Source organism: Hymenobacter psoromatis (assembly GCA_001596155.1).
In the GTDB taxonomy this organism is placed as follows: Bacteria; Bacteroidota; Bacteroidia; order Cytophagales; family Hymenobacteraceae; genus Hymenobacter.
In genome coordinates, this window is record CP014771.1 from 3,908,291 (window position 1) to 3,933,025 (window position 24,735).

A 24,735-nucleotide genomic window follows, 5' to 3' on the forward strand; every position below is an offset into this window, starting at 1 on the left:
GAGCGTGATAATTATGCCTTTGTGACGCATCTTAAGTAATTAGCAGTGAGCAATAAGCAATGAGAAATTAGCCTTGCCAGGCAAGGCGGTGGGTAAGAGCAAGTAACACGGAGTAGCGAGCAGTGAGCAAGAGGTTCAAAAACCAACTGCCCCTTGCTCACTAGTAATTGCTCATTAAAAAGCTACGGGGCCTGCGGCGACAGCGCCGCCACCAGCAGCCGCTGGCGACACAGCTGCGCCACAAAAGCCGCCGGGGCGCCCACCGGCGCCAGGGCCACGGCGCGGCGCGGCAGGCGCGGCTGCCAGCTCGCGAAGGGGGTAGGGGGCAGCCAGCCCAGCGCGAAAGCCGGGGCCACGTAGCTGCCCAGCGGCGAGGCCGCTTCGAGCACTACCCGCTGCTTGATAACCGTGGCGCGCGGCGCGGTACTGACTTGCGCCCCGGCCGGGGGGGTAGGGCGCAACACGCTCACCGTCCGGCCATTCAGGCCCAGCAACAGCAGCACGGGCAGTGCTACTAGCACCACGCGCAACAACCGCGTAAACTGGGAAAGGGAATAGCGCATAACCAGGACAGGGCTACAAATATAACGCGCTACACCACTTAGCCCCGCACCCGGCCCTACCCCCTACCATTCGCGCAGCTCCTCAAAGGCGTATTGCGCGTCGTTCCAAAAGGCGTCGAGGGCGATGAGGCGGGGCTTGAAAAACGAAATGAGCGCCGGCCAGTCGTCGCGGCTGAACAGGTTGGCGGGCACCAGCGCCTGGTAGATGCGGCTCAGCGGCTGGCCGTGCTCATTGGTGGCGTGCGGCTCCCAGGTCCAGGTTTCGCCCAGGGTTTCGTGCAGCAGGGTTTTCAAGGCCAAAAACTGCTCGAAAAACAATTCGCGCACGCCTGCGTCGGGCTGCGTCAACTCGATGGCGATGCTGGCGCGCCGGTTGTCGGCGTGCAGCTTGAATTGCACGCCCTTCAGCCCCGTTTTGTAGTTGACCCAGCTCACGGGCAGGCCCTCGGCCGACAGCACCGGGGCCATATACTGCCCGAAGGTGGTCCAGAAGGCCTGGCGCAGCTGGGAAGCTTCGGCTTTGCTGTACAAGGTGTTATGACTTAATTAAGCAGCCCGCCGCAACGGCCGCAAATCGAGCCGGAAGCCCGGCAGCACCGGTTCGCCGCTCCGCTCCTGGTCATAGCCCTGCACGGTTTCGGCGGGCTGGCCGGGGCGATATACGTAGGCCGTTTCGGCTTCTACATCGAGCAGAAAACCAAGCTGCATCCCGTTGGCTAGGTAGTTTTCCATCTTGGCTTGCAGCATCGTCAGCTCATCCGAGGGGGATTTAATTTCCAGCATAAACTCCGGGCAGACGGGCGGAAACCTGCGCCGCTGCTCGGGCGTGAGCTGCGCCCACCTGGCCTGGCTCAGCCACGCCGCATCGGGCGAGCGCACCGACGTGTCGGGCAGCTTGAAGCCGGCCGACGATTCGTAGACGTGGCCCGCCCGCAGCTGGCGGTTCCAATGTACCAACTGATAGTTGGTTTCTGAACAGGATTCGCTGGATTCGGAACCGGCGGGGGGCATAATGATGATTTCCTGGTGGGCGTTGCGCTCAAAATTGAGCCGGGGATTGGCTTGGCACAACTCAAAAAATTCATCGTCGCTAAGCCCGGCCAGCACGGGGCCATGTAGCACGGGCAACTCGGGGAATTCGTAGGTGGCAGGCATCGCGGAAAATTAAGGGACCAAGGAATGCTTACCAAGATACGGATGACCGAACCCTTCCCTACCCCCCCTCGGCCACCTTGCCGCGCAGGTAGCCCGTGAGCACGGCCAGCCCATTCTCGAAGTGCCGGTTGTTGGGAATGACGATATCCGCGTCGGCCTTAAAGGGTTGGATGTATTTTTCGTAGGTCGGGGCCACGTGGTTGGCGTAGCGGTACAGCACGTCCTGCAGGTCGTAGCCGCGCTCGTCGCGGTCGCGCACGATGCGGCGGTGCAGCTTCACGTGCTCCTGGGCATCGATATACACCTTGAGGTCGAGCAGCTTGGCGATTTCCTCGAAGTAGAACACGAAAATGCCCTCCACCACCACAATGGGCGCGGGCCGAAACACCAGCTCGGCCGGCACGGCGTCGGAGTTATTAAAGGTGTACTCCTGGCGGCGCACCTCGCGGCCTTCGCGCAGCTGGCGCACATCGGCGGCGTAGGCGGCCGAGTCGATGCTGCCGGGCAGGTCGAAGTTTTCGATGCCCTGCTCGTCGCGCAGCTGCTCGTGGCGAGGGTGATAGTAATTGTCCTGCGAAATCAGACAGATGTCGCGTTCGGGGAAAGCGGCCAGCAAACGGCGCAAAAACGTGGTTTTGCCCGATGCGCTGCCGCCCGTGATACCAACTAGGTAGGGATGCTGCATAACGGAGGGCAAAGGTAGGGGGAATGGGTAATGGGTAATAAGTAACGGGTAATTCGAGTAATAGAAATACTGTCGTTTCGTGTTGATAAACGGTAGTACTCAACTTACCCATTACCCATTCAAAAACACCACCAGCCCGGCCACGGCGCGCGCCCGGTGGCTGAGCATATTTTTCTCGGTAAGCGTCATTTCGGCGAAAGTGCGGCCGTCGCCCTCGGTGGGCACAAACACGGGGTCGTAGCCAAAGCCGCCCCGCCCGATGGGTGCCGCCGCGATGCTACCCCCCACTTCGCCGCTGAACTCGTGGGCATCGCCTACCCCCCTCACCAAAGAGATAACCGTGCGGAAGCTTGCCCGGCGGTTGGGCTGGGTGCCAAGCTCATGCAGCAGCTTGGCCACGTTGGCGGTGGCTTCGCGCGCGGGGCCGGCGTAGCGGGCCGAGTACACGCCGGGCGCGCCGCCCAGGGCCTCTGCTTCGAGGCCGGTGTCGTCGGCAAAGCAGGCCACGCCGTAGTGGTCCCACACGTACTGCGCCTTTTGGCGGGCGTTGCCTGCGAGGGTAGGCTGGGTTTCGGGCAGCTCTTCGTGGCAGCCAATGTCGGCCAGGCTCAGCACCTGCACGTCGGGCAGCAGCGGCCGGATTTCATCAAGCTTATGGGCATTATTAGAAGCGAAGCACAGACGCATAGTGTTCAAAAAAATAGGAGTAGTCGCCGAAAAAATTTCAATAAAGTAACTGCCGCCAGAGCCTTTTCGCCGTCCGGCTGGCGCGCCTACCCCCCGCTGCCGCCCTGGCCAGCGGCTGACCGCACCCCGGCGAACGGCTAGCGAAACATCAGTTTGACAGTGCCCCACGAGCGTTGCACCACGCTCATCGTGCCGGTGGCGGTGGTCGTCGGATAGGTCGCGTCGGGGCCGCGCGGCGTGGGGCGATACACGACCAGCCCTGGCAGCAACCCCGAATGGCCCTGATACAGATAGGTATCGGCAAAGGCGTAGTGCAGCTGGCCGGTGGGCGCGAGTGTCACAAGCGGTTGAAAATCAGTATGTGCGAACGTTTTAAGGCTGAGGTTGAAGCCGTGCGGGTGAGTTTTGGTGGTTGCCTTCCATTCTGCGTGTGCCGCCGTGCCGGCGTGGCCAGCCAGAAAGAGCAGCAGGGTAGTGGCCAGCGCCAGCCCCGCGCTTCCGAGCAGCAGGCCCAGGCCCAGCCGGGGCCCAAAGCCAATAGTGCTAAACAGGCGGCGACGATAGTGCATGGCGGGCGAGGGGGTAGGGAGTCAAATATAACCCAAGTACATAATCGCGCCGCATGAAGAAACGACCGGCAATCGACCAATTGGCCGGCTCATTGGCTGAGGCAGCCAAGTGCGTCTGCGGCTGTGGGTTGACTTTGTGGCGGCTATGCCGTACTTTTGCAGTCCCTTCCGCAAAACCGGCAGGGTTTAACAGGTAACTAGGCCCTCCCGATAATGAAAAAGGACACGCACCCCGAGTACCGCCAGGTAGTTTTTCAAGACACCTCGTCGGACTTCAAGTTTATCACCCGCTCCACGATGACCTCGCCCGAGACGATTCAGTGGGAAGATGGTAACACCTATCCGGTAATTAAAATTGAAGTAAGCAGTGCTTCGCACCCCTTCTACACCGGCAAAAACATGTTCATCGACACGGCCGGCCGCGTGGAGAAATTCCGCACCCGCTACGCCAACAAAGCGCAGAGCAGCGCGGGCAAAGAATAGCTTTTTAGGAAGCTGTTAGCCGTTGGCTTTTTAGAACTCCTCCTGATTGAAATCGGGAGGAGTTTTTTTATGGCCTGCTGCCGGGGCGGCGGCCGTAAATTTGTCTTTTCCCTACCCCCATCCAAAAAGCTAACGGCTGGCAGCTAACAGCTAGCAGCTTAGAATCCATGCATTTATTGCTGTTCGACGACCCGGCCATTCGGCCGCACCTGCTGCCGCTCACCTTCACGCGGCCGGTGGCGGCGCTGCGCTGCGGCATCCTCACCATTGCCGAAAAGTGGCAGCGCCGGCTGGCCTCGCCCAGCGTGGGCTACCTCACGCAGCCCTATTTGCAGGCCAAGTTTCCGGTGTGCGCCGATGGTTTCGTGACGGGTGCCGCGCTGGTGGTGAACGGCGCCGTGTGCCCCGACGACCTGCTGGCCCGCCAGGTGCTGGCCCTACCCCCCGGCCACGGCCTGTATTGCGGCGAGCTGCTGGTGGCCGCCCACCTCGCCGATGCCAGCCAGGTAGTCGAGCTGATTCAGGACGGCCTGGTGGTGCGGCAGGCCCAGGAAGACGTGTCGGTAATTGACCGGCCGTGGCAGCTATTTCTGCGCAACGGCGTCGAGATTCGGCGCGATTTCGCGCTGCTCACGGCCGGGCGCACGTCGCAGCCGGTGGGCGACGCGCACACCATCGTGTACGCGCCCGAAAATATCTTTATCGAGCCCGGCGTGAAGATTCGCGCCGCTATTCTCAACGCGGAGGACGGGCCCATTTACCTGGGTAAGAACTCGCAGGTGCATGAAGGTGCCATTATCAAAGGCCCGCTGGCCTTGTGCGAGGGCAGCCACGTGAACGCCGGCGCCAAGCTGCGCGGCGACAACACCATTGGGCCATTCTCGAAAGTTGGGGGCGAAGTGGGCAACAGCATCCTGCTGGGCTACAGCAACAAAGGCCACGACGGCTACCTCGGCAACTCGGTCATCGGCGAGTGGTGCAACCTGGGGGCCGACACCAACACGAGCAACCTTAAAAACAACTACGCCCCGGTGAAGGTGTGGAGCCACGCCGCTAACCGCTTCGTGGACACCGGCCAAACCTTCTGCGGCCTGCTTATGGGCGACCACAGCAAGGCCGGCATCAACACCATGTTCAATACCGGCACCGTGGTGGGGGTAGGGGCCAATATTTTCGGCGCTGGCTTCCCGCGCCAGTTCATCCCAAGCTTCAGCTGGGGCGGCCCGGCAGGCTTTGAAACGTTTAAGCTTGGCAAGTTTGCTGAAGTAGCCGAGCGCGTAATGGGCCGGCGTGGGCTGGCTTATGACGCGGTGGAGCAAGGAATTATGGAAGAGGTGTTTCGGCAGACGGAAAGCGACCGGGTTTGGGAGAAAGTGCCGAATAAAAATTAGGTGCTACCTTAACCTACTCACCCGTTGTACTGTGCCTTTATGAATACCACAGACTCCCAATCCAACGTCAGCATGGCCTACCTGCTCGGGGGAGTAGGCTTGCTGGCAATTTCGATAGCGCCGCTGGGCAGTATGCTTATGAGCGAAGCGGAGCCAGCAGGTAGGCTGGCCCTTATGGCTTATTGGCTGGTTGGCGCACTAGCTATCAACTGGGCCGTGCGTCGCTTTTTGAAGCTTGGGGAGCGAGTAGTAGCTATCGTAGCCATAGTGATGGGCTGGTATATGGTGCTTCCAGTGCTATTAATGTTAAAAGCTACGGTTTTTAGATTTTAATAGTGAAATTTCAGGACATCCCCAATCAAACGGCCCTCAAGGACGTACTGCGCCAGTCGGTGCAGCGCGGGCACGTGGCGCACGCCCAGCTGTTTCGCGGGGCGGAGGGCTCGGCGGTCCTACCCCTCGCGCTGGCCTACGCGCAGTATCTCAACTGCGAGGGCCGCGCCGACGATGCCGAAGACAGCTGCGGCCACTGCCCGGCCTGCCTGAAAATCAGCAAGCTGGTGCATCCCGACCTTAACTTTATTCTACCCACCACCACGACCAAGGCGGTGCCCAAGGATGCTACCAGTGGCCGGTTTATGGCCGAGTGGCGCACCTTTCTGACCGAGAGCCCCTACCAGGGCTTCAACGACTGGATGCAGCATATCGGGGCCGAAAACAAGCAGGGTAGCATCTCGAAAGAGGAAGCCGGCCAGCTACTCAAGCTGGTGTCGCTCAAGGCTTTCGAGGCGCGGTTTAAGCTCGTCATTATCTGGCTGCCCGAGCTGATGCACCCGGCCGCCGCCAACGCCGTGCTCAAGCTGCTGGAGGAGCCGCCGCCCGCCACGGTGTTTTTGCTGGTCAGCAACGAGCCCGAGCGGCTGCTACCCACCATCATCAGCCGGGTGCAGCCGGTGGCGGTGCGGCCGTTTTCGGAAGATGATATTGCCGCTTATTTAACGGCGCATTACCACGTGCCCGAAGCCAAAGCCCGGCAGGTGGCGCAGTTAGCCGAGGGCAACCTGGGCGCGGCCATCGCTAGCCGCGAGCAGAGCGCCGACCACGACTACGCCGATTTTTTCATCAAGTGGATGCGCAAGTGCTTCTCGCTGAAAATGACCGACGTAATGGCCCTCGCCGACGAGTTTCAGAAGATGGGCCGCGAAAACCAGAAGGAGCAGCTCAGCTTCTCGCTGGGGCTGCTGCGCAAGGTGCTGCTCTACGGCCTCGACCCGCAGCTGGTGCCGCACCTGCCCAGCGGCGAGCAGCAGTTCGTGCAGGGTTTCAGCAAGTTCGTGACCCCCAACAACGCCGACCAGCTCACCGAAGAGTTGAACACGGCCCACTATCACATCGAGCGCAACGCCAACCCGCGCATGGTTTTCGTGGATGCCTCGCTGCGCCTGGGCCAGCAGCTGCGCCGCGCCTGAGCGTAGCGCGAAGTTTCCACTTCGTGCGCGAGCGCAGCGAGCAGGCGGCACCGGGCCGCGCGAACGACGATGCGCGCTGCGCTCGCGCACGAAGTGGAAACTTCGCGCTACTTCCTGCCGACCTTTGTGCTATGCGCTGCCTGCTTGCCCTATTCCTGCTCCTTGTATTGAACCCGGCGCGGGCGCAGGTGGGGCCGGCCCTACCCCCCCCCGACCCGGCCATGAACCCCGGCATTCACCAGGGGCGCTTCATTGGGGTAGTGGTAGGCACAACGGTAGTTTATGCCCTGACTTCCTATTTCTTGGGCAAAACCTGGTACACCAAGCGCGTGCCGTTTCACACCTTCAACGACAACGGCGAGTGGCTGCAAATGGACAAGGTGGGCCACGCCACCACGGCCTACGCCATCAGCCGGGGCGAGTACGAGCTGTTTCGCTGGAGCGGCGTCAATGAGCGCGCTTCGGTGCTCACGGGTAGCCTCATCGCGCTGCTCTACCAGACTACTATTGAGCTGTTTGACGGCCGCTCGGAGGGCTGGGGCTTTTCGAAGGGCGACATGGCGGCCAACCTCAGCGGCATTGGCCTTTTCATGGGACAGCAGTACGGCTTTGGCGAGCAAAAAGCCAGCCTGCGCTACGGCTGGCGCCAGAGCATCTACCCGCAATATCGTCCCAATTTGCTTGGGCAAAGCATTGGCAGTCAGATGCTAAAGGATTATAATGGCCAGCAGTACTGGCTGTCGTTCAATATGGCTTCGGTGCTGCCGGTGGGGCCGTCGTTTCCGCGCTGGCTCAACCTGGATGTGGGCTACAGTGGTAGCGGCATGACCGGCGGCCACGCCAACCCGCCCTACTTCGACGCCGACGGCAAGGAGGTGAAATTCACTCGTTACCGCCAGTTTTATGTGTCGCCCGATATCAGTCTGGCCCGCCTGCCCGGCCTCAACAATACTGGTCAGCGCCTGCTGGCGGCCGGGCAGTTTTTTAAAATCCCTACCCCCTCCATCGAGTACAGTGGGCTGCATGGCGTACGATTTCATCCGTTATTTGTGGGTAAGGACTAATTTTTTCGCACAGAGTTCACGGAGTTGCGCAGAGTTTGTTTCTGCTCTGCGTAACTCCGTGAACTCTGTGCGAACTATTCAACATGCCAAACTTCCCTATCCGCCTTGCCACCCGCGCCTCGCGCCTCGCCCTGTGGCAAACCGAGCACGTGGCCAGCCTGCTCAACCAAGCCGGCCTACCCACCGAAATCGTGCCTATGCAAACCATCGGCGACAAGGTGCTGGACCGCTCGCTGACCAAGATTGGTGCTAAGGGCGTCTTCACCGAAGAGCTGGAAGAAAGCCTGCGCCGCAACGAAACCCACCTGGCCATTCACTCGGCCAAGGACGTGCAAAGCTCCCTACCCCCCGATTTGGAACTGGTCGCGTTTCTGGAGCGCGAGCAGGTTAATGACGTGGTTATCAGTTTTCAGGAAGATTTTGACATTAATAAACCCGGTATTCTGCTAGGCACCAGCAGTACCCGCCGCAAGGCGCTGCTGCGCCGCTTCTACCCCCAGGCCAATACGGCTGAGGCGCGCGGTAATCTTCAGACGCGCCTGCGCAAGCTGCAGGAAGGCGAGTACGACGCCCTCGTGCTGGCCTACGCCGGCGTGCACCGCATGGGCTACGATAGCCTCATTCGCCACGTGCTGCCCAGCGATAAGTTTGTGCCGCCCGTGGGCCAGGGCAGCATCGCCGTCGAGTGCTCACGGTTTCTGGATAACGACTTGAAAGCGAAGATAAAAGCCGCGCTCGACCACCCCGCTACCCACCGTTGCCTGCTGGCCGAGCGCGCCTTTTTGCGCACGATGGAAGGCGGATGCAGCATTCCGTCGTTTGCGCTGGCTACCCTCACTGCAGCCGGCGACCTGCACCTGCACGGCGGCCTCATCAGCCTCAGCGGCGAGGAATACGTTGATTTTACCCAAACTGCCCCCGCCGCGCAGGCCGAGGGCCTCGGCATGGCCGTGGCCGACTACGTGCTGGGCCACGGCGGCGAGGCCATTCTGGCCAGCATCCGCGAGCAGCGGGGCGAACTATAGGGGGTAGGGATTGCGTAAGTCAGCTGATTTTGCCTCCTAAGTTTAGCTCGTATGAAATCACTATGTGCCGGGCGTCGCGCCGTTTTTTTGTGTTTGCTAATGCTGCTGAGCCTAGCTGCCCAGGCTGCCGAAAAGCCTCATAAAAGCAAGAAAGATGAGGTAGTGACGATTACGACCAGTCTGGGAGTCATTCGGCTTATCTTATTCAGCGATACGCCGTTGCACCGGGCTAATTTCCTGAAAAAAGCCCAGAATGGCTTTTACAACGGCACCACCTTTCACCGCGTGGTGCCCAACTTCATGGTGCAGGGCGGCGACCCCAACACCAAGGACAGCGACCCGGCCAACGATGGCCAGGGTCCGCCCAACGATACCACGATTCCGGCCGAGCTGGTGGCGGGCCACCGGCACGACTACGGCGCCGTGGCCGCCGCCCGCTCGGCCGACTTCGTGAACCCGCAGCGGGCCAGTAATTCCAGCCAGTTCTACCTGGTAGATAACCACCAGGGCACGCATTTTCTCGATGGTCAATACACTATTTTTGGCCAGGTAATCAGCGGGTTGGAGGTATTAGACAAAATAGCTGCCCTACCCCGCGACCGCCGCGACCGGCCCACTAGCGACCTCAAAATGACGATGACGGTGGAAAAGCTGAAGAAGAAGAAAATCACGGAACTGTATGGCCATCAGTATTAAACGTCCATGAAGATTCTGCTCACCGGCTCCAACGGCTTGCTCGGGCAAAAGCTCGTGGCCTTGCTGCACGATATGCCCGATGTGGAGCTGGTGGCTACCGCCCGCAGCGGTAACCGGCTAGCCGAGCTTTATCCGATGCTCCGCTTCGTGCTGCTCGACGTGACGGATGCGGCCCAGGTGCAGCAAGTGCTTGCCACTGAGCGCCCTACCCACTTCATTCACACCGCCGCCATGACGCAGGTGGACGAGTGCGAGCAGCACCAGGACGCCTGCTGGGTCCAGAACGTGACGGCCGTAGCGCACGTGGCAGCTGCCTGCGCGCAGTTCGGCATTCACCTCACGCACCTCAGCACCGATTTTATTTTCAACGGCGAAGAGGCCCTGCTGACCGAAGACGCTACCCCCGACCCCATCAGCCACTACGGGGCAAGCAAGCTAGCTGCCGAGCGCATTGTGCAGGCTGCCAGCGGCTTGCGGTGGGCCATTGCGCGCACGGTGCTGGTCTATGGCACGCTCACGGCGGGTAGCCGCAGCAACATCGTGCTCTGGGTGCGCGATTCGTTGCGCAAAGGTCAGAAAATCAAAGTAGTAGATGACCAGTGGCGCACGCCCACTCTGGCCGAAGACCTGGCGCTGGGCTGCTGGCTACTGGCCCGGCAATCGGCCCAGGGCATCTACCACCTCAGTGGCCGCGAACTGCTGACGCCCTACCAGATGGCGCAGCAGGTAGCCCGCTTTTTCCGGCTCGACCAGTCGCTGCTGGAGCGCGTGGATAGCAGCACGTTTACGCAACTGGCCCGGCGGCCGGCCCGCACCGGCTTCAACATTGCTAAAGCCGAGCGCGAGCTAGGCTACCAGCCGCGTTCCTTTGCCGAAGGCATCGGCCTGCTAGCCCAGCAAACGGAGCCCGCTGCCACGTAGAAAATGCGATTAAGCGGCCATCAAAAAAGCCCGCTGGCAATGCCAGCGGGCTTTTCAACTATAAGCCTTCCGCTTCTAAAATACATCTACTGAAATAATTGGACTCTGATAAAAGGACTAATTTTGAAATAGTTTGCGCCAGATTAGGCAGCTGGCAATTGACTGGTAGTGAGCTGCTAACTACGTAGATTGAAATTCAAAGGATATTTTGCCCCCGCTCTTCTACAAATGGTCGGGCCACTCGCCAATGAGCAAGCCGCCTACGAGTAGCGCCGTGCGCTGGCGCAAAGCAGCTTCGCCAAGGGCGCGCGGAACCAGGCGGCCATCCAACGTGGTGAAGTCGCGGCCCGCCGCAAGAGAAGTATAATCGGCCGGAGACGAGCTCGAGTGCGAAAAACCCTGACGGGATGAACGGGCGGTTTTCATCGTGAATGTGCGAAATAGGGTTGCGAATGCAGGATAGTGCGGTGTTGTTAAGCAGTAATCCGATACAAGATTAGCGATGCTTTCAACCTCGCAAAAGGACACAAGCTCTTGTTTTGTGACATTGATTATTTTTAATATTGGCCAAAAAATACAATAAAATACTAAAAATAAGACAAAATTTATTTTTTCTGCTTATTGACTTATTACTTAAAGGCTTGATTAAAAGAAATTTGTAGGATTTATCCTAGAAATCGAACTGGTAGCTATTGGCTAATTTTGTGACAATTTCCCTTCCGTTTCGGCAGACTTTACGGTAGGTTTATTCGGGGTTAGAACGCTGGTTGAGTGCCTGCGCCAACTGCTGCAAGGCTAACAGCGTGCACAGCAGGGCCACTCCTGGGGCCGTTGCCACCCACCACGCGGTGGGGTCCTGGCGCACGGTAGCGAGCAGGCTACCCCAGCTTACCTGGTCAGGTGCCTGGCCTACTCCCAGAAAAGCGAGGGCATTTTCCAGGCCAACCAGGCCGGCCAGCGTGAGCGGGGCAAATGAAAACAAGGGCAGACACGCGTGGGGTAGGGCATGGCGCAGCCACACGCGCCAGGCGGGTAGCCCGCTGGCGTGCGCGGCTTCCACGAAGGGCTGCACCCGCACCCGCAGCATTTGCGCCCGTACCAGGCGGGCGGTTTCGGGCCAGGCCACCAGCGCCAGCAGGCCAAGTAGCTGCACGGGGCCAAGCGGCGGGCCGGCCGCCAGGGCCACCAACAGGATGAGGCGAGGCACCGCGCCCAGCAGCGCCGTAGCCCCGAGAACCAGGCTGTCGAGTGGCAGCGGCAATGTGCGCCGGCTGCCGGCTGCCCGGCGCGATGAATACCAACTGGCCGCTCCGGCGATTACTACCAGCGTGCCGACCACGAAAATGCGGGCGGGCAGGGCGGCCAGCCACCAGCCTGCGGCCAGCAGCCACCCCGCGCTGGCCAGCGGCAGGCGCAGCTGCTTATTGCCCCAAAAGCCTGCCGCGCTGCCTGCCACCGCCCCCACGAAAGTAGCCAGCCCCACGGCCGGCAGGCTTATCAGTACCAGCCGCCGGGCACCGGCCACCAGCCCGGCTACTACATCGCGGCCGAGCGGGTCGGTGCCGAGGTAGTGGGGCGGGCTGGGCGGCGTAGCCATGTGCAGCAGGTCGGGCGTGGCGGCGGGGTAGGGCAGCGGCAGCCAGGGTGCCAGCAGGCCAATCATTAGCAAAAACAATAACCAGCTGATAGCCAGCCAGTGGTTTGGGTTATATGGGGTCCTTTGGGCCAGCTTCATGCGGAAGGACGAAGGCGGGGGTCAACCAGAAAATAGAGAATGTCGGCAAGCACTAGACCCAACAGGCGCACGCCGGCAATCAGCAATACCCCGGCTATCACCACCGGGTAGTCGTGGGTTGCGGCCGCCTCCGCCAGCAGGCGGCCGCTGCCGGGCAGGGCAAAAACTACCTCCACCACCACCGTGCCGGCTACCAAGGTGGGTAGGAGGTCGGTGAGCGTGGTGAAGAGCGGCAGCAGCGCATTGGGCAGCAGATGCTGCCGCAACACCCGGCCAATGGGCAAGCCTTTGGCGCGGGCCGTGGTAGCATACGCAGTGGCTAGCTCGTGGCGCAGGCTTGCCGCCAAGGGCAGGGTCAGCTCTGGAAGCACGGCCAGCACCAGGCTGAGAATAGGCAGCCCGGCCCGCGCGGCCCAATATACCAAACTGGCTAACCCGCTGGTTGCCTGGCCTTGGCGGGTAGCGGGCAGAATATTGAGGACATCCGGGTTGGCCAGCAGCAGCAGGAGCGCCAGCGCCAGTAAAAAAAGCGGCATCACCTGCAAAAACGCGAGGCTGGCCCGCACCAGGGTGCGCCCGCGTCCCCGTGCGGCCCGCGCTAAATACAAAGCCAGCCCCACTGCCAGGGCCGAAGCCAGTGCTGCCGCGCTACCCACCAGGGGCACACTATAGGCCAGGGCTTGGCCGAGCAGCGTGGCCACGGGTTGCCCCGACACGTAGGATTGGCCCAGGTTGCCCCGCAGCAACTGGCTGACCCACTGCTGATACTGATTATGAAGGCCGTGCCAGTGCCACTGCCCGTTCGGGCCGGGCGAGCGCGTGACGTAAAAGACGGGCTCGGCCAATCCGAGCCGTTGGCGGATAGCCTGCTGACTGGCCAGCGCTTGCGCGGGGGTAGTGGGGTAGGATAGTTCGCTGGCTTCGCCCAGGGCTTGCTGCTCGGGGCCACCGGGCAGGAGCCGGCTTACCAGAAACACCAGCGAGGCAATGCCCCAGGCTGCCAGCGCCGCCCGCCCAAGCCGTGCCAGTAACCAGCGCCCCATACTTAAGGAGTAGTCGCGGTAGCTGAGCTGTCGGCCCAGGAAAGTGAGCCGGCCGCATACCCAGGCTTGAGGCCCGAAGTAACTACCGGGCGAAGCTGCCGGCTAGCCGCCAAGTGATTAGCCAGGTAAAACAACGGCACCAGCGGCATCTCCTCGCGTAGTAATGTCTGAAAGCGACGAAGCAGCCGCCGCTTGCGTGGCAAATTACCCTCTACCGAAATCGCTTGTAGCAGCCAGTCGGTATCCGGCCGGCCAAAACTCGTGAGGTTACCCGTGCCAATGGCGGCGGTATGCAGCAGCGGCGCGAAATTAAACCCGAAAGGATTGCCCTTAATCGTGCGGATATACACGTCAAAGTCCCCCGCTTTCAGCGTAGTAGCAAGCGATGAGGCTTCCAGCGGTAGTATCCTGACGGGGATGCCAAGCTTTGCCGCCGCCGCCTGAAACTGCAAGGCGATAGTAGCAAACGCTGACTCATCGGACCGATAGCGCAGGGTAAGGGCCAGGGGCAGCCCGATAGTGGCGTTGTACCAGCCGCCCGCGGGTTGCTTTTGCCAGCCGGCCTGTCGCAGCAAGGCCATTGCCCGCGCCGGGGCATAGGCTAAAACCGGCAGGCTATCATTATAAAACTGACTGTCTGGCGGCACCAGGCCCACCGCAAGACTACCCTGCCCCAGCTGAGTAGCGGTGAGCAGGCCAGCCGGGTCAAAAAGCCGCCCCAGTGCTTGCCGCGTCAGCTTATTGTTCAGCAGCGCGCGCCGGGTATTAAAGCCCACACTGACCAAATCGTACGACGGCTGAGCATAAAATACCAATTCCTGACGCGCCGCCGCCGAGGCTTTCAGACGTTGAAACAAGCTGGCCGGCATGTGCGGAAACACATCCAGCTCCCGCCGCCGCAGCGCCAGGGCTGCCGCCGCGTCATCGGGCACGATAACGTAGTCGAGCAGCTGCGCCCGCGCTTGCAGCACAAAGGGCGCGGGGCGCAGGCCATCGGCCCACCAGTGCGCCTTGCGCTGAAACAGCAAATGCCGGTTGTGCTCCCACTCGGCCAGCCGATAGGGTCCACAACCTGGCAAATGACTGGGGTAGCGGGCAATATTGGCTTGCCGGTAGCGGCCCACCAGCGCCGCTACCGCCGCGTGGGGTGCCTTGCTGGCGGGCCAATCCTGCAACGTTGCCAGGGGCAAAGCCCGCAGGGTGTGTTGCGCGTCCAAGGCTTCTTCCGGCAAAATGGGAAAATCGCCCGATTCATTAATCAGCTCCTGGGCCTGGCCGCGGCACACCAGCGTAAAGTGCCGCGGATTGGTAGGGTCAGGCAGCAGCTGCCGGATAAAGCTGAACTGCGTGCGGGCTACCTCATTAGGCAAACCCGGACATTGCATGAGCTTCAGGGTAAAATCTACGTCAGAGGCGAGCACTGGCCGGCCATCGTCCCACGTTGCGGCAGGCCGCAGGTGGTAGTCAAGCCGCATGAGCGAATCGCCAATCAGCTGCACGCCGGGTAGGCGCTCGGCCAAGGCTGGTGCGTAAGCATTGGCCTGGTAATCAACTTGAAGCAAGCCCAGATGCAGTAAGCTAGCCGCATCATACGCATTCTGATTGGGAACCGCCAGCGGGTCAAGCGTTACTGGGTCGCTAGACCAACGAATATGAATTGGGGCAGTTTCCTGAACTTGTTTAGGTGAGGCTGTAGAACAGGCACCGGTCAATAAAGCGAACAAGCTGCCAAGCCAGTAATATTTCATTCAACAACGGCGGAAAAATGCCGTTGGCAAGTTAAGCACGACCAGGTTATTACTACCTGGCTGCGGTTTAGTCGCCGCCCCAGCCCGTGCCGCCAACAGCCGACGAAGTAGAAGTGCCGCCGGTGTAGTCGCCGCCCCAGCCCGTGCCGCCAACAGCCGACGAAGTAGAAGTGCCGCCGGTGTAGTCGCCGCCCCAGCCTGTGCCGCCAACGGCCGAAGTAGTAGAAGTGCCGCCGGCGTAGTCGCCGCCCCAGCCTGTACCGCCTACTTTAGCAGCCGGCTGGCCAGTAATAGTCATGAACTGGAGGAACGCGAGGGTGAGGAGCTCAAACATTGGGAGAGGGAAAAGTTGTGGTGAATTGTTGATACAAATCTCCACTCTTTTTCAGGCTCTCAAAAGGAAAGAAGTTGGTTGTGTGTGACAGTAATTATACAGGGATTTTATTAGATAAAAGAAAGAAATCCTCATTTAATTACTTGTGTACGAGTATTAATCGCACATAAGTACGGGCGTTTTTGAGCGGATAAAAGCCAAAATGTGACATCTTATCGAGGAAATAATCCTTACTACACCAAGATACAAAGTTTGGAGATGTAGCAAGATAATGCAAGGACAATTTGCTTATTTTTGTTTGGCTCATTTTTACCTGCTGGTGAACTAAAAACTGCCTTCAAAAGCTTATAACGCACTTTTTCAATGGAGGAGATAGCAAATTTGGCGCTAATTGTGACATTACGTCGAGCCGGACAGCGCCCTTTACTGGACTTGGATGCTGCGCGCATAGGTAAGGAAGAAAGGCTAATGAATGAAGTGGCGGCTAATCCACAAATAACTGATATTCAGCTCACTAGACTATTATATGGTACAAATTCGGCAAGTAATCAAGTCGCAATGCGCCAACTACGTGCGCGGGTTCAGAATAAGCTACTGAATCATCTATTTTTTCTGGACCATTCGGACCCGCGTTTTCTGGTGTCGAGACGCTATGAAGTGGAGTGCCTGGATTTGCTGCATAAGTGCACTATTCTTTACCTGGAGGGCGAGTATGCCCTGAATGAGCGGCTGCTGCGCCGGTGCATGCGGCTGGCTGTGCAGGGCGAGTTTACGGCCTATGAAGAGCAGGCCGCACAGAAGCTGCGGACTATCTACGCCTCCCAGCGCCAGCAAGCCAAATACAATGAGATGACTAATCAGCTGCTGGAGCTGCGGCGGGTACTTATTCTGGAGCAGGAAGCGGAGGAAATTCGCCTAGCCGTGCTCATTGGCATGGAGCAGGCGGTGTCGAAGCGGCAGGCCGTTAAGCGCAAAATACCGGAATACCTGGCGCGGCTGGAAGAGCTGTATAAGCTGGCACCCACTTTTACCACGTTCTCGGCGCGCTACCGGGTTCGCTTGACCAGTGCCGGCCTGGCGGGACACTACGATGATATTATCCGCGACACGGAGGAGGCCAGCGAAATGCTGCGCGCGGGGCTCATCAATGAGCGGCGCTTCGACCAGCGGTTCAATCAGTTTATGAACGTGTATGCGCACCTGCGCAGCCGCCGGGCTACGGAAGGACTGAAACTGGCCAAGGAATTCGCGCAAACCATTCACCCTACCTCCAGCAACTGGTTTTACTTCTACGAGCACTATCTTCTGCTGGCCCTCCACGCCCGCGAATACGAGCGGGCACTGGTGCTGCTGCACACGGCCCAGAAAAACCCGTCGTATGGCAAGCAGCGGCAGGCGGCGCTGGAGCGCTGGGAGCTGCTGGCGGCCTACACCGAGCTGATGCTGCCCTTCGAGCGCATGTCGGTGAAGCGGCGCAGCCAGATTGCCGTTTTTGCCGCCCTCACGGTGCCCGAGTACAGCCGCGACAAGCTGGGTTTCAACGTGGCTATTCTGGTTTTTCAGCTGATGCACTACCTGCAGCAGCGGCTGCTGGAGCCGGTGCTGTCGCGCCTGGAGCGCCTGCGCAAATACCAGCAGCGCCACCTGCGCGAGGCCGCTACCCTGCGCAGCCGCACTTTGTCGCGGTTGCTCTTGCTGCTGCCGGAAGCCAATTTTGACCCCGTAGTGCTGGCGCAACGGGGCAGGCCGTTCGTGGCCATTCTGAAAAAAGCGCCTTCAGTAGGCGAAGCCGATTCGGAGATAGAGATTATTCCTTACGAAGACCTGTGGCAGCTGGTGCTGGATATTCTGGCCGTTGGCGAGCCTGAGTAGCAGGCCGTTGGCTAACCCCGGCGCTAGGGCTCCACAATCACTTCCTGGCTCACGCAGTTGCTGGCAGCGCACGCGCCGGGGCCGTAGCCGCGCAGGCTCATGCGCACCGGAAAGCGGCCGGGTTTGCGAAAGCTGTGCTCCACGCGGTGGCCCTGCTGCGTAAAGCCGTCGCGAAAATCCCAAATTACTACCACCGACTGGCACTCGGGCAGCACCGAGTCGAGCGCGTCGAACGCCAATGCCTGGCCCACGCGCGTGGGGGCCGGCCACGGCACCGGGCTGCGCCTGGCTGGGGTCGGCCACGGGGTAAGTCAGTTCAAAATAAAACGTGGAGCCTACCTCCTCCTCGCTGCGCACACCCAACTGGCCGCCGTGCAGCTACACCAGGTTGCGGGCAATGCTCAGGCCCAGGCCGGTGCTGCCAAACTCGCGGGTGGTGCTGGCATTGGCCTGCGAAAAGTCTTCGAAAATGGCCGCTAGCTTGTCCTGCGGAATGCCGATGCCCGTGTCCGTTACCGCAAAGAGCAGGGCCACGTGGCCCGCCGCGGCGGGCTCGGATGCCCGGCCCGCCCGCACCGTTACGCCGCCCTGGCGGGTGAATTTCAGCGCGTTGCTGACTAGGTTGACCAACACCTGCTGCAAGCGCACGGGGTCGCCCACGATGGCGGCGGGCACCGCGTCGGCCACTTCCACGCGCAGGTTCAGTCCCTTGCTATCAGCGGCGTAGCGGAAAAGCGTGGCCAGCCCACGCACCGCCTCGGGCAGCCGGAAAGCCACCTGCTCCAGGGTCAGCTTGCCGGCCTCCATCTTCGACGAATTGAGGATGTCGTTGAGAATCACCAATAAATTCTGCGACGACGAGCCGATGGCCGTGAGGTACTCGCTTTGCTCGGGGTTGGTGGGCGTGTGTTGCAGCAGGTTGGTGAGGCCGATAACGGCGTTCATCGGCGTGCGGATTTCGTGGCTCATGTTGGCCAGAAACTGCGCCTCGGCCCGGCGCGACGCCTCCGCCGCATCGCGGGCCACCAGCAGCTCCCCGTTTATCTGCTCGATGGCGTGTTTTTTTTGAATAAGCTCACTGGTGCGCTCCCGCACGATGGTTTCCAACTGGAATTTCTGGCGGCGCAACACGCTTTCGCGGGTGCGCACCACGGCCGCCAGCAGCCCGGCCAGCGCCAGCAGCAGCAGCGCCGCCGGCGTGCGCCACCAGGGCGTGGTAATGGCGAAAGAGCTGGTAGCGGCCGGGCTCCAGGCCGCGCCCGAAGCGGCGCGACGTACCTGCGCTTCTAGCACGTAGTGGCCCGGCACGAGGCCCACAAACTGCACCTCGCCGGCCTGGCTGAGGCGGCTCCACTCCTCAGCCAGGCCGCGCAGGCGGTAGCGATACTGCCAGCCCGCCGCGCCCCCGGCGCCAGGCTAATGCCCTGCAGCGCAAAGCTGATGCGGTGCCGGCTGGCCGGCAATTCGCCCAGGCCCGTTGCCGGCCGGGCCTCGCCATCGACTTCGGCCCCGTTGAGCACCAGGCCGGGGGTAGGGCTGGCGTTGGACTGCGTCCGCGCCAGCTGGCCGAGGTCGAGGCGCAGCGCGTCGGCGCGGGTGCCGAGCCAGGCCAGCGGCGGCGGGCCGGCGGCCAGCGCGGCGGCGGGCAGCAGGGCGCGCACCAGCTGGTCGTCGGGCGTGGCGAGGAGGGCGGTGGCGCGGGTCGAGCAAGGTCAGGCCCTGCGGATGCACCAGCAGCAGCGAGCCGGCCAGCGGCGCGGGCAGCGGCAGCAGGGCCGTGAGGTAGTCGTCGGGCAGGGTGCCGGTGGCGGTTGCTAGGTGTTGCCAGCGGCCGCCTGCGGCTTGAAAATACAGACCCTGGCCCATAGTGCCCACCCAGATGGTGCCGGCCGCGTCTTCGGCCAAGGCGCTGGCGTCGAGGCCCACGGGCGTCAGCTTTTCGTAGCGAAAGCGGCGGGTGGCGGGCTCCCACACGGCCAGGCCGGTATTTTAGCCGGCAGCAGGTAAATGCCCTCGGCCGCCGTGCCCACCCACAGGCCCGAGCCGGGCGCGTAGGCCAGCGCCGTCATGGCCGAGCCGAGGCCGGCCGGCAGGCCGGCTACGGGGCAAGTTACCAGCCCGCGCCAGCTTCCGGCCACCTTTTGGCCGGCCGGCGTTCAGGGTTCGCCCAGCCAACCCAAATGCGCGACGAAGGCCTTCGGATTAGTTACTTGACTGCGTAACAGCAGGTACTTAGCCAGCTTTTCTCACTCAAACACGATGCGGCGGGCTGCCGGCGTGCCCCCCGCCGGCTGATACAGCAAATTATACAAACCAGTGGCCAGGCTTAGCTGCAAGGTGCGTTCCAGCGAAGCGCCGGTTTGTTGCACCTGCTCCTGCCACACCACGCGGCCCAGATTATCGACCAGGCGCAGGCTCACCGTGCCCGTGAAGGCGGGCAGCTGCACGTGCAGGCTGGTGCCGGTGGGGGTAGGGTTGGGCCAGGCTTCGAGGCCCACAGCGGCGGCGGCGCTGGTGAGGGCCAGCAGGCTGTTGCCCACCTGCACGTTGTCGAGGTACAGAAACTGGCCGTTGCCGTTGCGCCCCACGAAGCGAATGACCACCGACCGGCCCACGTAGGGCGTCAGGTCCACGCGCTCCTGCCGCCAGCTGGCGGCCGAGGTGGGAATAAAGGCCGTGGAGTCGTTGGGGGCGGCGGTAGGCAGTGTGCCGACCGCGCCCTTGGCGTAGGGCTTGCCCAGAATGGTGCCCGTGCAGGCGTCGGCAATCTGCACCGTTAGGGAGTCGAGGTAGGTATTATCGGCCTTCGCGTAGGCCAAATCGAATAGCAGCGTGGGCGCGCTGATGCTGTTCAGGTTAATGGCCGGCGAATACACAGCATCGTGCTCGCCCACGTTCGTGTCGAAATAAAACGGGGCCCGCAGCGCCCGGCTGGTTTGCCCGTTGCGGCCAATAATATTTTCGGCGAGGGTCCAGGTGACGCCCTTGTCGGGGTTCACAATGCTCCAGCCGGGGGGTAGGGTTTGCGAGTTGGCCGTGTTGTCAAACGTCTCGGCCAGCGGCGCGGCGCGCCCGCCCACCGCCACCGCGATGCTGGTGATGCTGCTGCCGTAGCTGTTGCTGACCGTGAGCGTGGCCACGTAGTTGCCGTTGGCCGCATACGTCACCACGCCGGGGTTTTGGGCGGTCGAAGTGGCCGGCGAGCCGCCCGGAAAGCTCCAGCTATAGGTGCCGGGGCAGTAAGCCGCCGCGCTGGCAAACGTGACGCTGCCGCCCGCGCACACGCTGGCCAGCGTGGGCGTGACGGTGGCCAGCGGTGCCCGGCCGTAGATGAACACGTAGCCCGTGTCGGTGCGCGTCACGGTGCCGGCGGCGTTGCTTACGCTGAGCACCACCGGGAAGTGGCCGGGCGCGTTGTACACCACCGAGGGGGGGGTAGGGCCGGTGGCCGTGGCGGGCGTGCCGCCGGCAAACGTCCAGGCGTAGGCCGTGGGCTTAAAGAGCGAAGAATCAGCAAACTGCACCTGAAGGCCCGCGCAGCCGCTGGTGGGCTGCGTGGAGGTGTAGAGCGCCACTGGGGCCGGGCTCAGGCCCGTCACGGCCAGGTCGTCGAACACGCGCCCGGCGCGGCTGCTGGCCGTGGTGCCCGTGGCCGCGCCCGTGCCGTATTGCTGAAATTTGAGCCGCACGTCGTTGCCCAGCGTCAGGCCGTTGGCGGTGGCCAGTTGGGTCAGGCTCACCGACTTGGTCTGGTACGTGGTGGTGGCATTGGGGCCGGTCAGGTCAAACACCCGGTACCAGGTGGTGCCGCCGTCCACGCTCAGCGCTACCCCGTCCGAATTGGTGGAGCCCGTAAACCGCGCGGGCATCTGCTGGTCGGTTTCGGCCGCGAACTTGTGCTCGCGAAAGGTGAGCTGCGCGTTGCTGCCCGGCACACCCGTGAAGTACCACACCACCTCGTTGAGGGCGCTGCTCGGAATGCCGGGGTAAGAGTCGAGTAGCAGCTGGTGGGTGCCCGAGGCCGGATTCAGCGCAGTGATGACCTGCACCCGGCCGGCCGCCGTGCTGCTCACGGTCCAGCTGCGGGGTAGGGCCCCTTTTTCCATATCCTCCACCGCCGGCGGCGTGGTGGCCGCCACCGGCCCGTAAATGGCCGTGAAGGCGTCGAGCAGGCCCGCGCCGGTGAGCGGGTCGGCCGCGGTGGAGCCGATGAGGCGGGCCGTGGAGGCCAGGCGCGCATACACTTGGGCCGGCGTCAGCGTGGGCTCCGACTGCCGCAGCAGCGCCGCCACCGCCGCCGCGTGCGGTGCCGCCGCCGAAGTGCCAAAGAAGTTCTGAAAGCCGTCGTTTTCGATATCGGCCCCGGTGTAGAAAAACGAGGTGTTCACGCCATCCACAGCGGCGAAGTTGGGTTTTTGCCGCACTTCGGGCGTGGCCAGGGCCGAGCCGTTGGGGGCAAATAAAATCGTGGGTTTGCCCAGCGAAGTGTAGGGTTCGGGCACGAGCGGGTTGTAGTACGGCACGGCGGCCACGGCCATCGCCGCCGTGGCCGCTTGGTGCCCCACGATGGTGCCGCTGTACGTTTGCCACTCAGTGGGGCCGACCAGCGTCGGCGACAGCCCGTTCAGCTCATTGATGTACTTGAGGCGGCTGGGGTTGGCCGTGCCCGCCCGGCGGGCGATTACCAGGTCGAAGGCCGTGCTGTGCGTCTGGGTCGTGTCGTTGGAGAAGCTGATAATTTCCAGCGGATACTGATACTTTATATTGTCGATGGTCGAGCTGGCCACCGTGTCGCCTTTTTGCACCACGCCGCTGGCGCGCACCCGAATCAGGTACATGTCCAGGTCCGTTTTCACGCCCGTGGTCGTGTAAAATGGGTCCGACCATTGCAGCGGCAGGGTCAGGTCCTGGCTGTTGGCCACCACGAAGCGCTGCGCCACATCCGTGGTGCCAGTAGTCGAAAAGTTCAGCCGCCCTACCCCCTGGGCATCATTTACAAAGGCCGGGGCGGTGTTCTCATAGCTGTTATTCGCGTCGTTGGACGCCGCCGAAAAATACGTGGCACCCTGGCTCACCACTTGCGTAACAGCTTGCGCGACAATTCCATCCTGAAAAAACGGCTCCGTGAAGTACCCGATATCATCCACTATCACCCGGCAGCTGCCGCCCGCCGCGCTGGCCAATTGAATTATTTGGTTGGCAAAATCGCCCTCACCGTTGTTTGCAGTGGCAAACGACAGGGGTGAGCCGGGGGCCAGGTCGTGGGCAATCTGGCACATGGCGCGGCCCTCGTCGGTGGTGCCATCGTCGAGCAGCACCTTTACGCCGGCCGCCGGCAGGTCGCCGGCGGCAATGTCGGCGGCCGCCCCGTTCAGGGCATTAAACGAGTCGCTGAGCACCCCAATGCGCACGCCCGTGCCGTCGAGGTTTTTGGGGTGCGTCGCGCGGGTGCGCGCCGCTTCCAGCGTCACGTCGCCCTGGCTGGTCACTACGCCCGCGTGCGGCCGGGGCTGGTAGCCGGCCACCACCCCCAGCAGCCCCTGCGGGGCCAGCGTTTCCAGGGCGCCCGGCACCAGTTGGCTTATCGGCAGCAGGCCTTCCACGAAGTGCAGCGCGGGGTAGGAGGCGGTGGGCGCGAAGCCCCGGCTTTGCAGACTGGGCAGCAGCGCGGCCACGTTTTGGGCCATCACGCGCACCAGCACCGCCGTGCCGCCCTTGCCAAACCGCAGCTGCGGAAAGCTGGTGCCGGGCAACGGGCTGCCGCCCGTGCGGCTGGTAGTGAGCTGCCCGGCCTGGTACAGGCGCTGCAATTCGCTGCCCACCCGCGAGTGCGGGTTGGTGCGCAAGGCAGCCAGCCGGGGAGCCGGGGCGCGGTGGGGGGTAGGCAGCGCCCCAGCGCCCCGGCGGGCTAGTCCGGACAAAGCAGGCACTTGCTGCGCCATTGCCGATTGGCCCAGGCCCGCCCAGGCCGCCAGGCCGCACAGCCCGGCCCGCAGCGTAGAAATAGAAAAGACAGCTGCCACGCGAGAAGAAATCGGCATGAGGTTGAGATGAATAAAAATCCGGTTATCGTGCCCATAATGAGCAGCTTGCGTCCGGGTTTTAGCTAAGATAGCAGTGGCGAAGCTCACCCCGCACATTCAATCGACGGGCTACACGTGTGCCTCGACTAAAGGCCGGTGGTGGTCCGACCACCAGCTCAAGCGTAGGCAGTCCGAACCTTTTATTAGTCATCAGGCTTGTGCTGACTAACGTCGCGGCTGCCGTAATTTTGCACGCGTCGGCGCGTTTCGCGCGATTCTATTTTAATTTTTTGTAAAGAGATGGCTGTTTATCCCGAATACATGGTTGCCCCTATCCGCCAGGACCTGACGGAGGCGGGCTTCGAGCAACTCATGACCCCCGAAGCGGTCGATTTGGCCCTGGCCGCCACCGAAGGCACCGTGCTGGTAGCTGTTAACTCGGTGTGTGGCTGCGCCGCCGGCAAGGCCCGCCCGGCCCTCAAGCTAGCCCTCGCCAGTTCCGATAAGAAACCCACGAAGCTCGTGACCGTTTTTGCCGGCATGGAAACCGATGCCGTAGCCAAAATGCGCGAGCACCTGCTGCCCTACCCCCCTTCATCGCCCTGCATTGGCCTCTTCAAAGATGGTGAGCTGGTGCACATGATTGAGCGCTATCACATCGAAGGCTCCGACCTCATGCGCATCGTAAACAACCTGCAAGGCGCGTTCGAAGAGTATTGCTAAATCACGGATTACACGGATTTTAGACGGATTTCACGGATTTTGTGGACGGCTCCTGACGGTGGTTAGGGGCCGTTTTTGCGTTTAAGCTAGTGGTTAGTATGCATATTTGTTACAACCGATAAAAATTACTGTAGCATGCTGCTGGATACGCGATTTAATAAGCTGACGGAAAAAGTGATTGGTTGCGCTATGCGTGTTCATACCGAATTGGGGAGTGGCTTTCCGGAGCTTATTTATCAGCGAGCACTAGCTGTGGAGTTGAAACAGGAGGAAATTAATTTTCAAGGCGAAGTTCACCTTCCTGTGTTTTACAAGGAAACTTCAATTGGCGCGCGCCGCACCGACTTTCTGATTGAGCAGCAACTGCTTGTTGAGCTAAAAGCCACCAGTGAGCTGGTGCCCCTGCACCACGCACAAGTAATCAATTACTTAAAAGCTTATCGCTTGGAAGTAGCCCTGCTCATCAATTTTGGAAATACCAGCCTACAGTTCAAACGCTTCGTCCAAAACAGAACACGCTAACCACCAGCTTAAACGCAAAAACGGCCC

26 protein-coding genes are annotated in these 24,735 nt (G+C 61.6%); 11 read left to right on the plus strand and 15 right to left on the minus strand.

Going from position 1 to position 24,735, the window contains the following annotated elements; all coding sequences use genetic code 11:
- Positions 1-182: 182 nt before the first annotated feature.
- The 6 genes from A0257_16770 to A0257_16795 all read right to left on the minus strand — a co-directional run bounded on the left by A0257_16770 (position 183) and on the right by A0257_16795 (position 3,659).
- Positions 183-563 (minus strand): hypothetical protein, encoded by a 381-nt coding sequence (locus A0257_16770; protein ID AMR28585.1) that lies wholly within the window; start codon positions 561-563, stop codon positions 183-185.
- Positions 564-626: 63 nt separating this feature from the next.
- Positions 627-1,094 (minus strand): hypothetical protein, encoded by a 468-nt coding sequence (locus A0257_16775; GenBank protein AMR28586.1) that lies wholly within the window; start codon positions 1,092-1,094, stop codon positions 627-629.
- A 15-nt stretch (positions 1,095-1,109) separates the two neighbouring features.
- Positions 1,110-1,718, minus strand: coding sequence for a hypothetical protein (locus tag A0257_16780; protein AMR28587.1), 609 nt, complete (start codon positions 1,716-1,718; stop codon positions 1,110-1,112).
- 58 nt (positions 1,719-1,776) lie between these two features.
- The gene (locus tag A0257_16785; GenBank protein ID AMR28588.1) at positions 1,777-2,403 is read right to left on the minus strand and encodes a uridine kinase; all 627 of its coding nucleotides are present in this window, start codon (positions 2,401-2,403) and stop codon (positions 1,777-1,779) included.
- Positions 2,404-2,514: 111 nt separating this feature from the next.
- Positions 2,515-3,090 carry a non-canonical purine NTP pyrophosphatase gene (locus A0257_16790; GenBank protein AMR28589.1) on the minus strand — a complete coding sequence of 192 codons (576 nt, stop codon included), beginning with the start codon at positions 3,088-3,090 and terminating at the stop codon, positions 2,515-2,517.
- A gap of 137 nt (positions 3,091-3,227) precedes the next feature.
- Positions 3,228-3,659, minus strand: a complete 432-nt coding sequence (locus tag A0257_16795; GenBank protein ID AMR28590.1) for a hypothetical protein — start codon at positions 3,657-3,659, stop codon at positions 3,228-3,230.
- 213 nt (positions 3,660-3,872) lie between these two features.
- Here A0257_16795 and A0257_16800 point away from each other — a divergent pair, with 213 nt between their 5' ends.
- From A0257_16800 to A0257_16835, 8 genes are all read left to right on the plus strand, one after another.
- A complete protein-coding gene (locus A0257_16800; protein AMR28591.1) occupies positions 3,873-4,142 on the plus strand; it encodes a 50S ribosomal protein L31 in 270 nt (89 codons plus the stop codon).
- A gap of 167 nt (positions 4,143-4,309) precedes the next feature.
- A complete protein-coding gene (locus tag A0257_16805; protein AMR28592.1) occupies positions 4,310-5,533 on the plus strand; it encodes a glucose-1-phosphate thymidylyltransferase in 1,224 nt (407 codons plus the stop codon).
- Between the two features lie 39 nt (positions 5,534-5,572).
- Positions 5,573-5,866, plus strand: coding sequence for a hypothetical protein (locus A0257_16810; GenBank protein AMR28593.1), 294 nt, complete (start codon positions 5,573-5,575; stop codon positions 5,864-5,866).
- A 2-nt stretch (positions 5,867-5,868) separates the two neighbouring features.
- Positions 5,869-7,002 carry a DNA polymerase III subunit delta gene (locus A0257_16815; protein AMR28594.1) on the plus strand — a complete coding sequence of 378 codons (1,134 nt, stop codon included), beginning with the start codon at positions 5,869-5,871 and terminating at the stop codon, positions 7,000-7,002.
- A gap of 131 nt (positions 7,003-7,133) precedes the next feature.
- Positions 7,134-8,066 carry a hypothetical protein gene (locus A0257_16820; GenBank protein AMR28595.1) on the plus strand — a complete coding sequence of 311 codons (933 nt, stop codon included), beginning with the start codon at positions 7,134-7,136 and terminating at the stop codon, positions 8,064-8,066.
- 83 nt (positions 8,067-8,149) lie between these two features.
- Positions 8,150-9,091 carry a hydroxymethylbilane synthase gene (locus A0257_16825; GenBank protein AMR28596.1) on the plus strand — a complete coding sequence of 314 codons (942 nt, stop codon included), beginning with the start codon at positions 8,150-8,152 and terminating at the stop codon, positions 9,089-9,091.
- A gap of 51 nt (positions 9,092-9,142) precedes the next feature.
- On the plus strand, positions 9,143-9,787 hold the full coding sequence (locus A0257_16830) for a peptidylprolyl isomerase (GenBank protein ID AMR28597.1): 645 nt from the start codon (positions 9,143-9,145) through the stop codon (positions 9,785-9,787).
- 6 nt (positions 9,788-9,793) lie between these two features.
- The gene (locus A0257_16835; GenBank protein ID AMR28598.1) at positions 9,794-10,708 is read left to right on the plus strand and encodes an NAD(P)-dependent oxidoreductase; all 915 of its coding nucleotides are present in this window, start codon (positions 9,794-9,796) and stop codon (positions 10,706-10,708) included.
- A 745-nt stretch (positions 10,709-11,453) separates the two neighbouring features.
- Here A0257_16835 and A0257_16840 read toward each other — a convergent pair.
- From A0257_16840 to A0257_16855, 4 genes are all read right to left on the minus strand, one after another.
- Positions 11,454-12,443 carry a hypothetical protein gene (locus tag A0257_16840; GenBank protein ID AMR28599.1) on the minus strand — a complete coding sequence of 330 codons (990 nt, stop codon included), beginning with the start codon at positions 12,441-12,443 and terminating at the stop codon, positions 11,454-11,456.
- Positions 12,440-13,486 carry a hypothetical protein gene (locus A0257_16845; GenBank protein ID AMR28600.1) on the minus strand — a complete coding sequence of 349 codons (1,047 nt, stop codon included), beginning with the start codon at positions 13,484-13,486 and terminating at the stop codon, positions 12,440-12,442. Before A0257_16845 ends, A0257_16840 begins: the two co-directional genes overlap by 4 nt.
- A 2-nt stretch (positions 13,487-13,488) precedes the next feature.
- A complete protein-coding gene (locus A0257_16850) occupies positions 13,489-15,048 on the minus strand; it encodes a hypothetical protein (GenBank protein ID AMR28601.1) in 1,560 nt (519 codons plus the stop codon).
- Positions 15,049-15,301: 253 nt separating this feature from the next.
- On the minus strand, positions 15,302-15,568 hold the full coding sequence (locus A0257_16855; protein AMR28602.1) for a hypothetical protein: 267 nt from the start codon (positions 15,566-15,568) through the stop codon (positions 15,302-15,304).
- Positions 15,569-16,207: 639 nt separating this feature from the next.
- Here A0257_16855 and A0257_16860 point away from each other — a divergent pair.
- The gene (locus A0257_16860) at positions 16,208-17,440 is read left to right on the plus strand and encodes a hypothetical protein (GenBank protein ID AMR28603.1); all 1,233 of its coding nucleotides are present in this window, start codon (positions 16,208-16,210) and stop codon (positions 17,438-17,440) included.
- Positions 17,441-17,463: 23 nt separating this feature from the next.
- On the opposite strand, the gene A0257_16865 is transcribed toward A0257_16860, so the two are convergent.
- The 5 genes from A0257_16865 to A0257_16885 all read right to left on the minus strand — a co-directional run bounded on the left by A0257_16865 (position 17,464) and on the right by A0257_16885 (position 23,463).
- The gene (locus A0257_16865) at positions 17,464-17,715 is read right to left on the minus strand and encodes a hypothetical protein (GenBank protein AMR28604.1); all 252 of its coding nucleotides are present in this window, start codon (positions 17,713-17,715) and stop codon (positions 17,464-17,466) included.
- 103 nt (positions 17,716-17,818) lie between these two features.
- Positions 17,819-18,757, minus strand: a complete 939-nt coding sequence (locus tag A0257_16870) for a hypothetical protein (protein AMR28605.1) — start codon at positions 18,755-18,757, stop codon at positions 17,819-17,821.
- Positions 18,727-19,101 (minus strand): hypothetical protein, encoded by a 375-nt coding sequence (locus A0257_16875; GenBank protein ID AMR28606.1) that lies wholly within the window; start codon positions 19,099-19,101, stop codon positions 18,727-18,729. The genes A0257_16870 and A0257_16875 overlap by 31 nt, the downstream gene beginning before the upstream one ends.
- Positions 19,102-19,371: 270 nt before the next feature.
- Positions 19,372-19,578 carry a hypothetical protein gene (locus A0257_16880; protein AMR28607.1) on the minus strand — a complete coding sequence of 69 codons (207 nt, stop codon included), beginning with the start codon at positions 19,576-19,578 and terminating at the stop codon, positions 19,372-19,374.
- A 108-nt stretch (positions 19,579-19,686) separates the two neighbouring features.
- Complete coding sequence (locus tag A0257_16885; GenBank protein AMR28608.1) at positions 19,687-23,463, minus strand: hypothetical protein; 3,777 nt, start codon at positions 23,461-23,463, stop codon at positions 19,687-19,689.
- A gap of 300 nt (positions 23,464-23,763) precedes the next feature.
- On the opposite strand from A0257_16885, the gene A0257_16890 reads away from it, so the two are divergent.
- Positions 23,764-24,186, plus strand: a complete 423-nt coding sequence (locus A0257_16890) for a hypothetical protein (protein ID AMR28609.1) — start codon at positions 23,764-23,766, stop codon at positions 24,184-24,186.
- 135 nt (positions 24,187-24,321) lie between these two features.
- Positions 24,322-24,708 carry a GxxExxY protein gene (locus tag A0257_16895; protein ID AMR28610.1) on the plus strand — a complete coding sequence of 129 codons (387 nt, stop codon included), beginning with the start codon at positions 24,322-24,324 and terminating at the stop codon, positions 24,706-24,708.
- The last annotated feature ends 27 nt before the right edge of the window (positions 24,709-24,735 follow it).

Coding starts and splice junctions, on each gene's coding strand:
- A0257_16770 (AMR28585.1), bottom strand. CDS start 563: ATGCGCTATTCCCTTTCCCAGTTTACGCGGTTGTTGCGCGTGGTGCTA.
- A0257_16780 (AMR28587.1), bottom strand. CDS start 1,718: ATGCCTGCCACCTACGAATTCCCCGAGTTGCCCGTGCTACATGGCCCC.
- A0257_16785 (AMR28588.1), bottom strand. CDS start 2,403: ATGCAGCATCCCTACCTAGTTGGTATCACGGGCGGCAGCGCATCGGGC.
- A0257_16790 (AMR28589.1), bottom strand. CDS start 3,090: ATGCGTCTGTGCTTCGCTTCTAATAATGCCCATAAGCTTGATGAAATC.
- A0257_16795 (AMR28590.1), bottom strand. CDS start 3,659: ATGCACTATCGTCGCCGCCTGTTTAGCACTATTGGCTTTGGGCCCCGG.
- A0257_16800 (AMR28591.1), top strand. CDS start 3,873: ATGAAAAAGGACACGCACCCCGAGTACCGCCAGGTAGTTTTTCAAGAC.
- A0257_16805 (AMR28592.1), top strand. CDS start 4,310: ATGCATTTATTGCTGTTCGACGACCCGGCCATTCGGCCGCACCTGCTG.
- A0257_16810 (AMR28593.1), top strand. CDS start 5,573: ATGAATACCACAGACTCCCAATCCAACGTCAGCATGGCCTACCTGCTC.
- A0257_16820 (AMR28595.1), top strand. CDS start 7,134: ATGCGCTGCCTGCTTGCCCTATTCCTGCTCCTTGTATTGAACCCGGCG.
- A0257_16825 (AMR28596.1), top strand. CDS start 8,150: ATGCCAAACTTCCCTATCCGCCTTGCCACCCGCGCCTCGCGCCTCGCC.
- A0257_16830 (AMR28597.1), top strand. CDS start 9,143: ATGAAATCACTATGTGCCGGGCGTCGCGCCGTTTTTTTGTGTTTGCTA.
- A0257_16835 (AMR28598.1), top strand. CDS start 9,794: ATGAAGATTCTGCTCACCGGCTCCAACGGCTTGCTCGGGCAAAAGCTC.
- A0257_16840 (AMR28599.1), bottom strand. CDS start 12,443: ATGAAGCTGGCCCAAAGGACCCCATATAACCCAAACCACTGGCTGGCT.
- A0257_16845 (AMR28600.1), bottom strand. CDS start 13,486: ATGGGGCGCTGGTTACTGGCACGGCTTGGGCGGGCGGCGCTGGCAGCC.
- A0257_16855 (AMR28602.1), bottom strand. CDS start 15,568: ATGTTTGAGCTCCTCACCCTCGCGTTCCTCCAGTTCATGACTATTACT.
- A0257_16890 (AMR28609.1), top strand. CDS start 23,764: ATGGCTGTTTATCCCGAATACATGGTTGCCCCTATCCGCCAGGACCTG.
- A0257_16895 (AMR28610.1), top strand. CDS start 24,322: ATGCTGCTGGATACGCGATTTAATAAGCTGACGGAAAAAGTGATTGGT.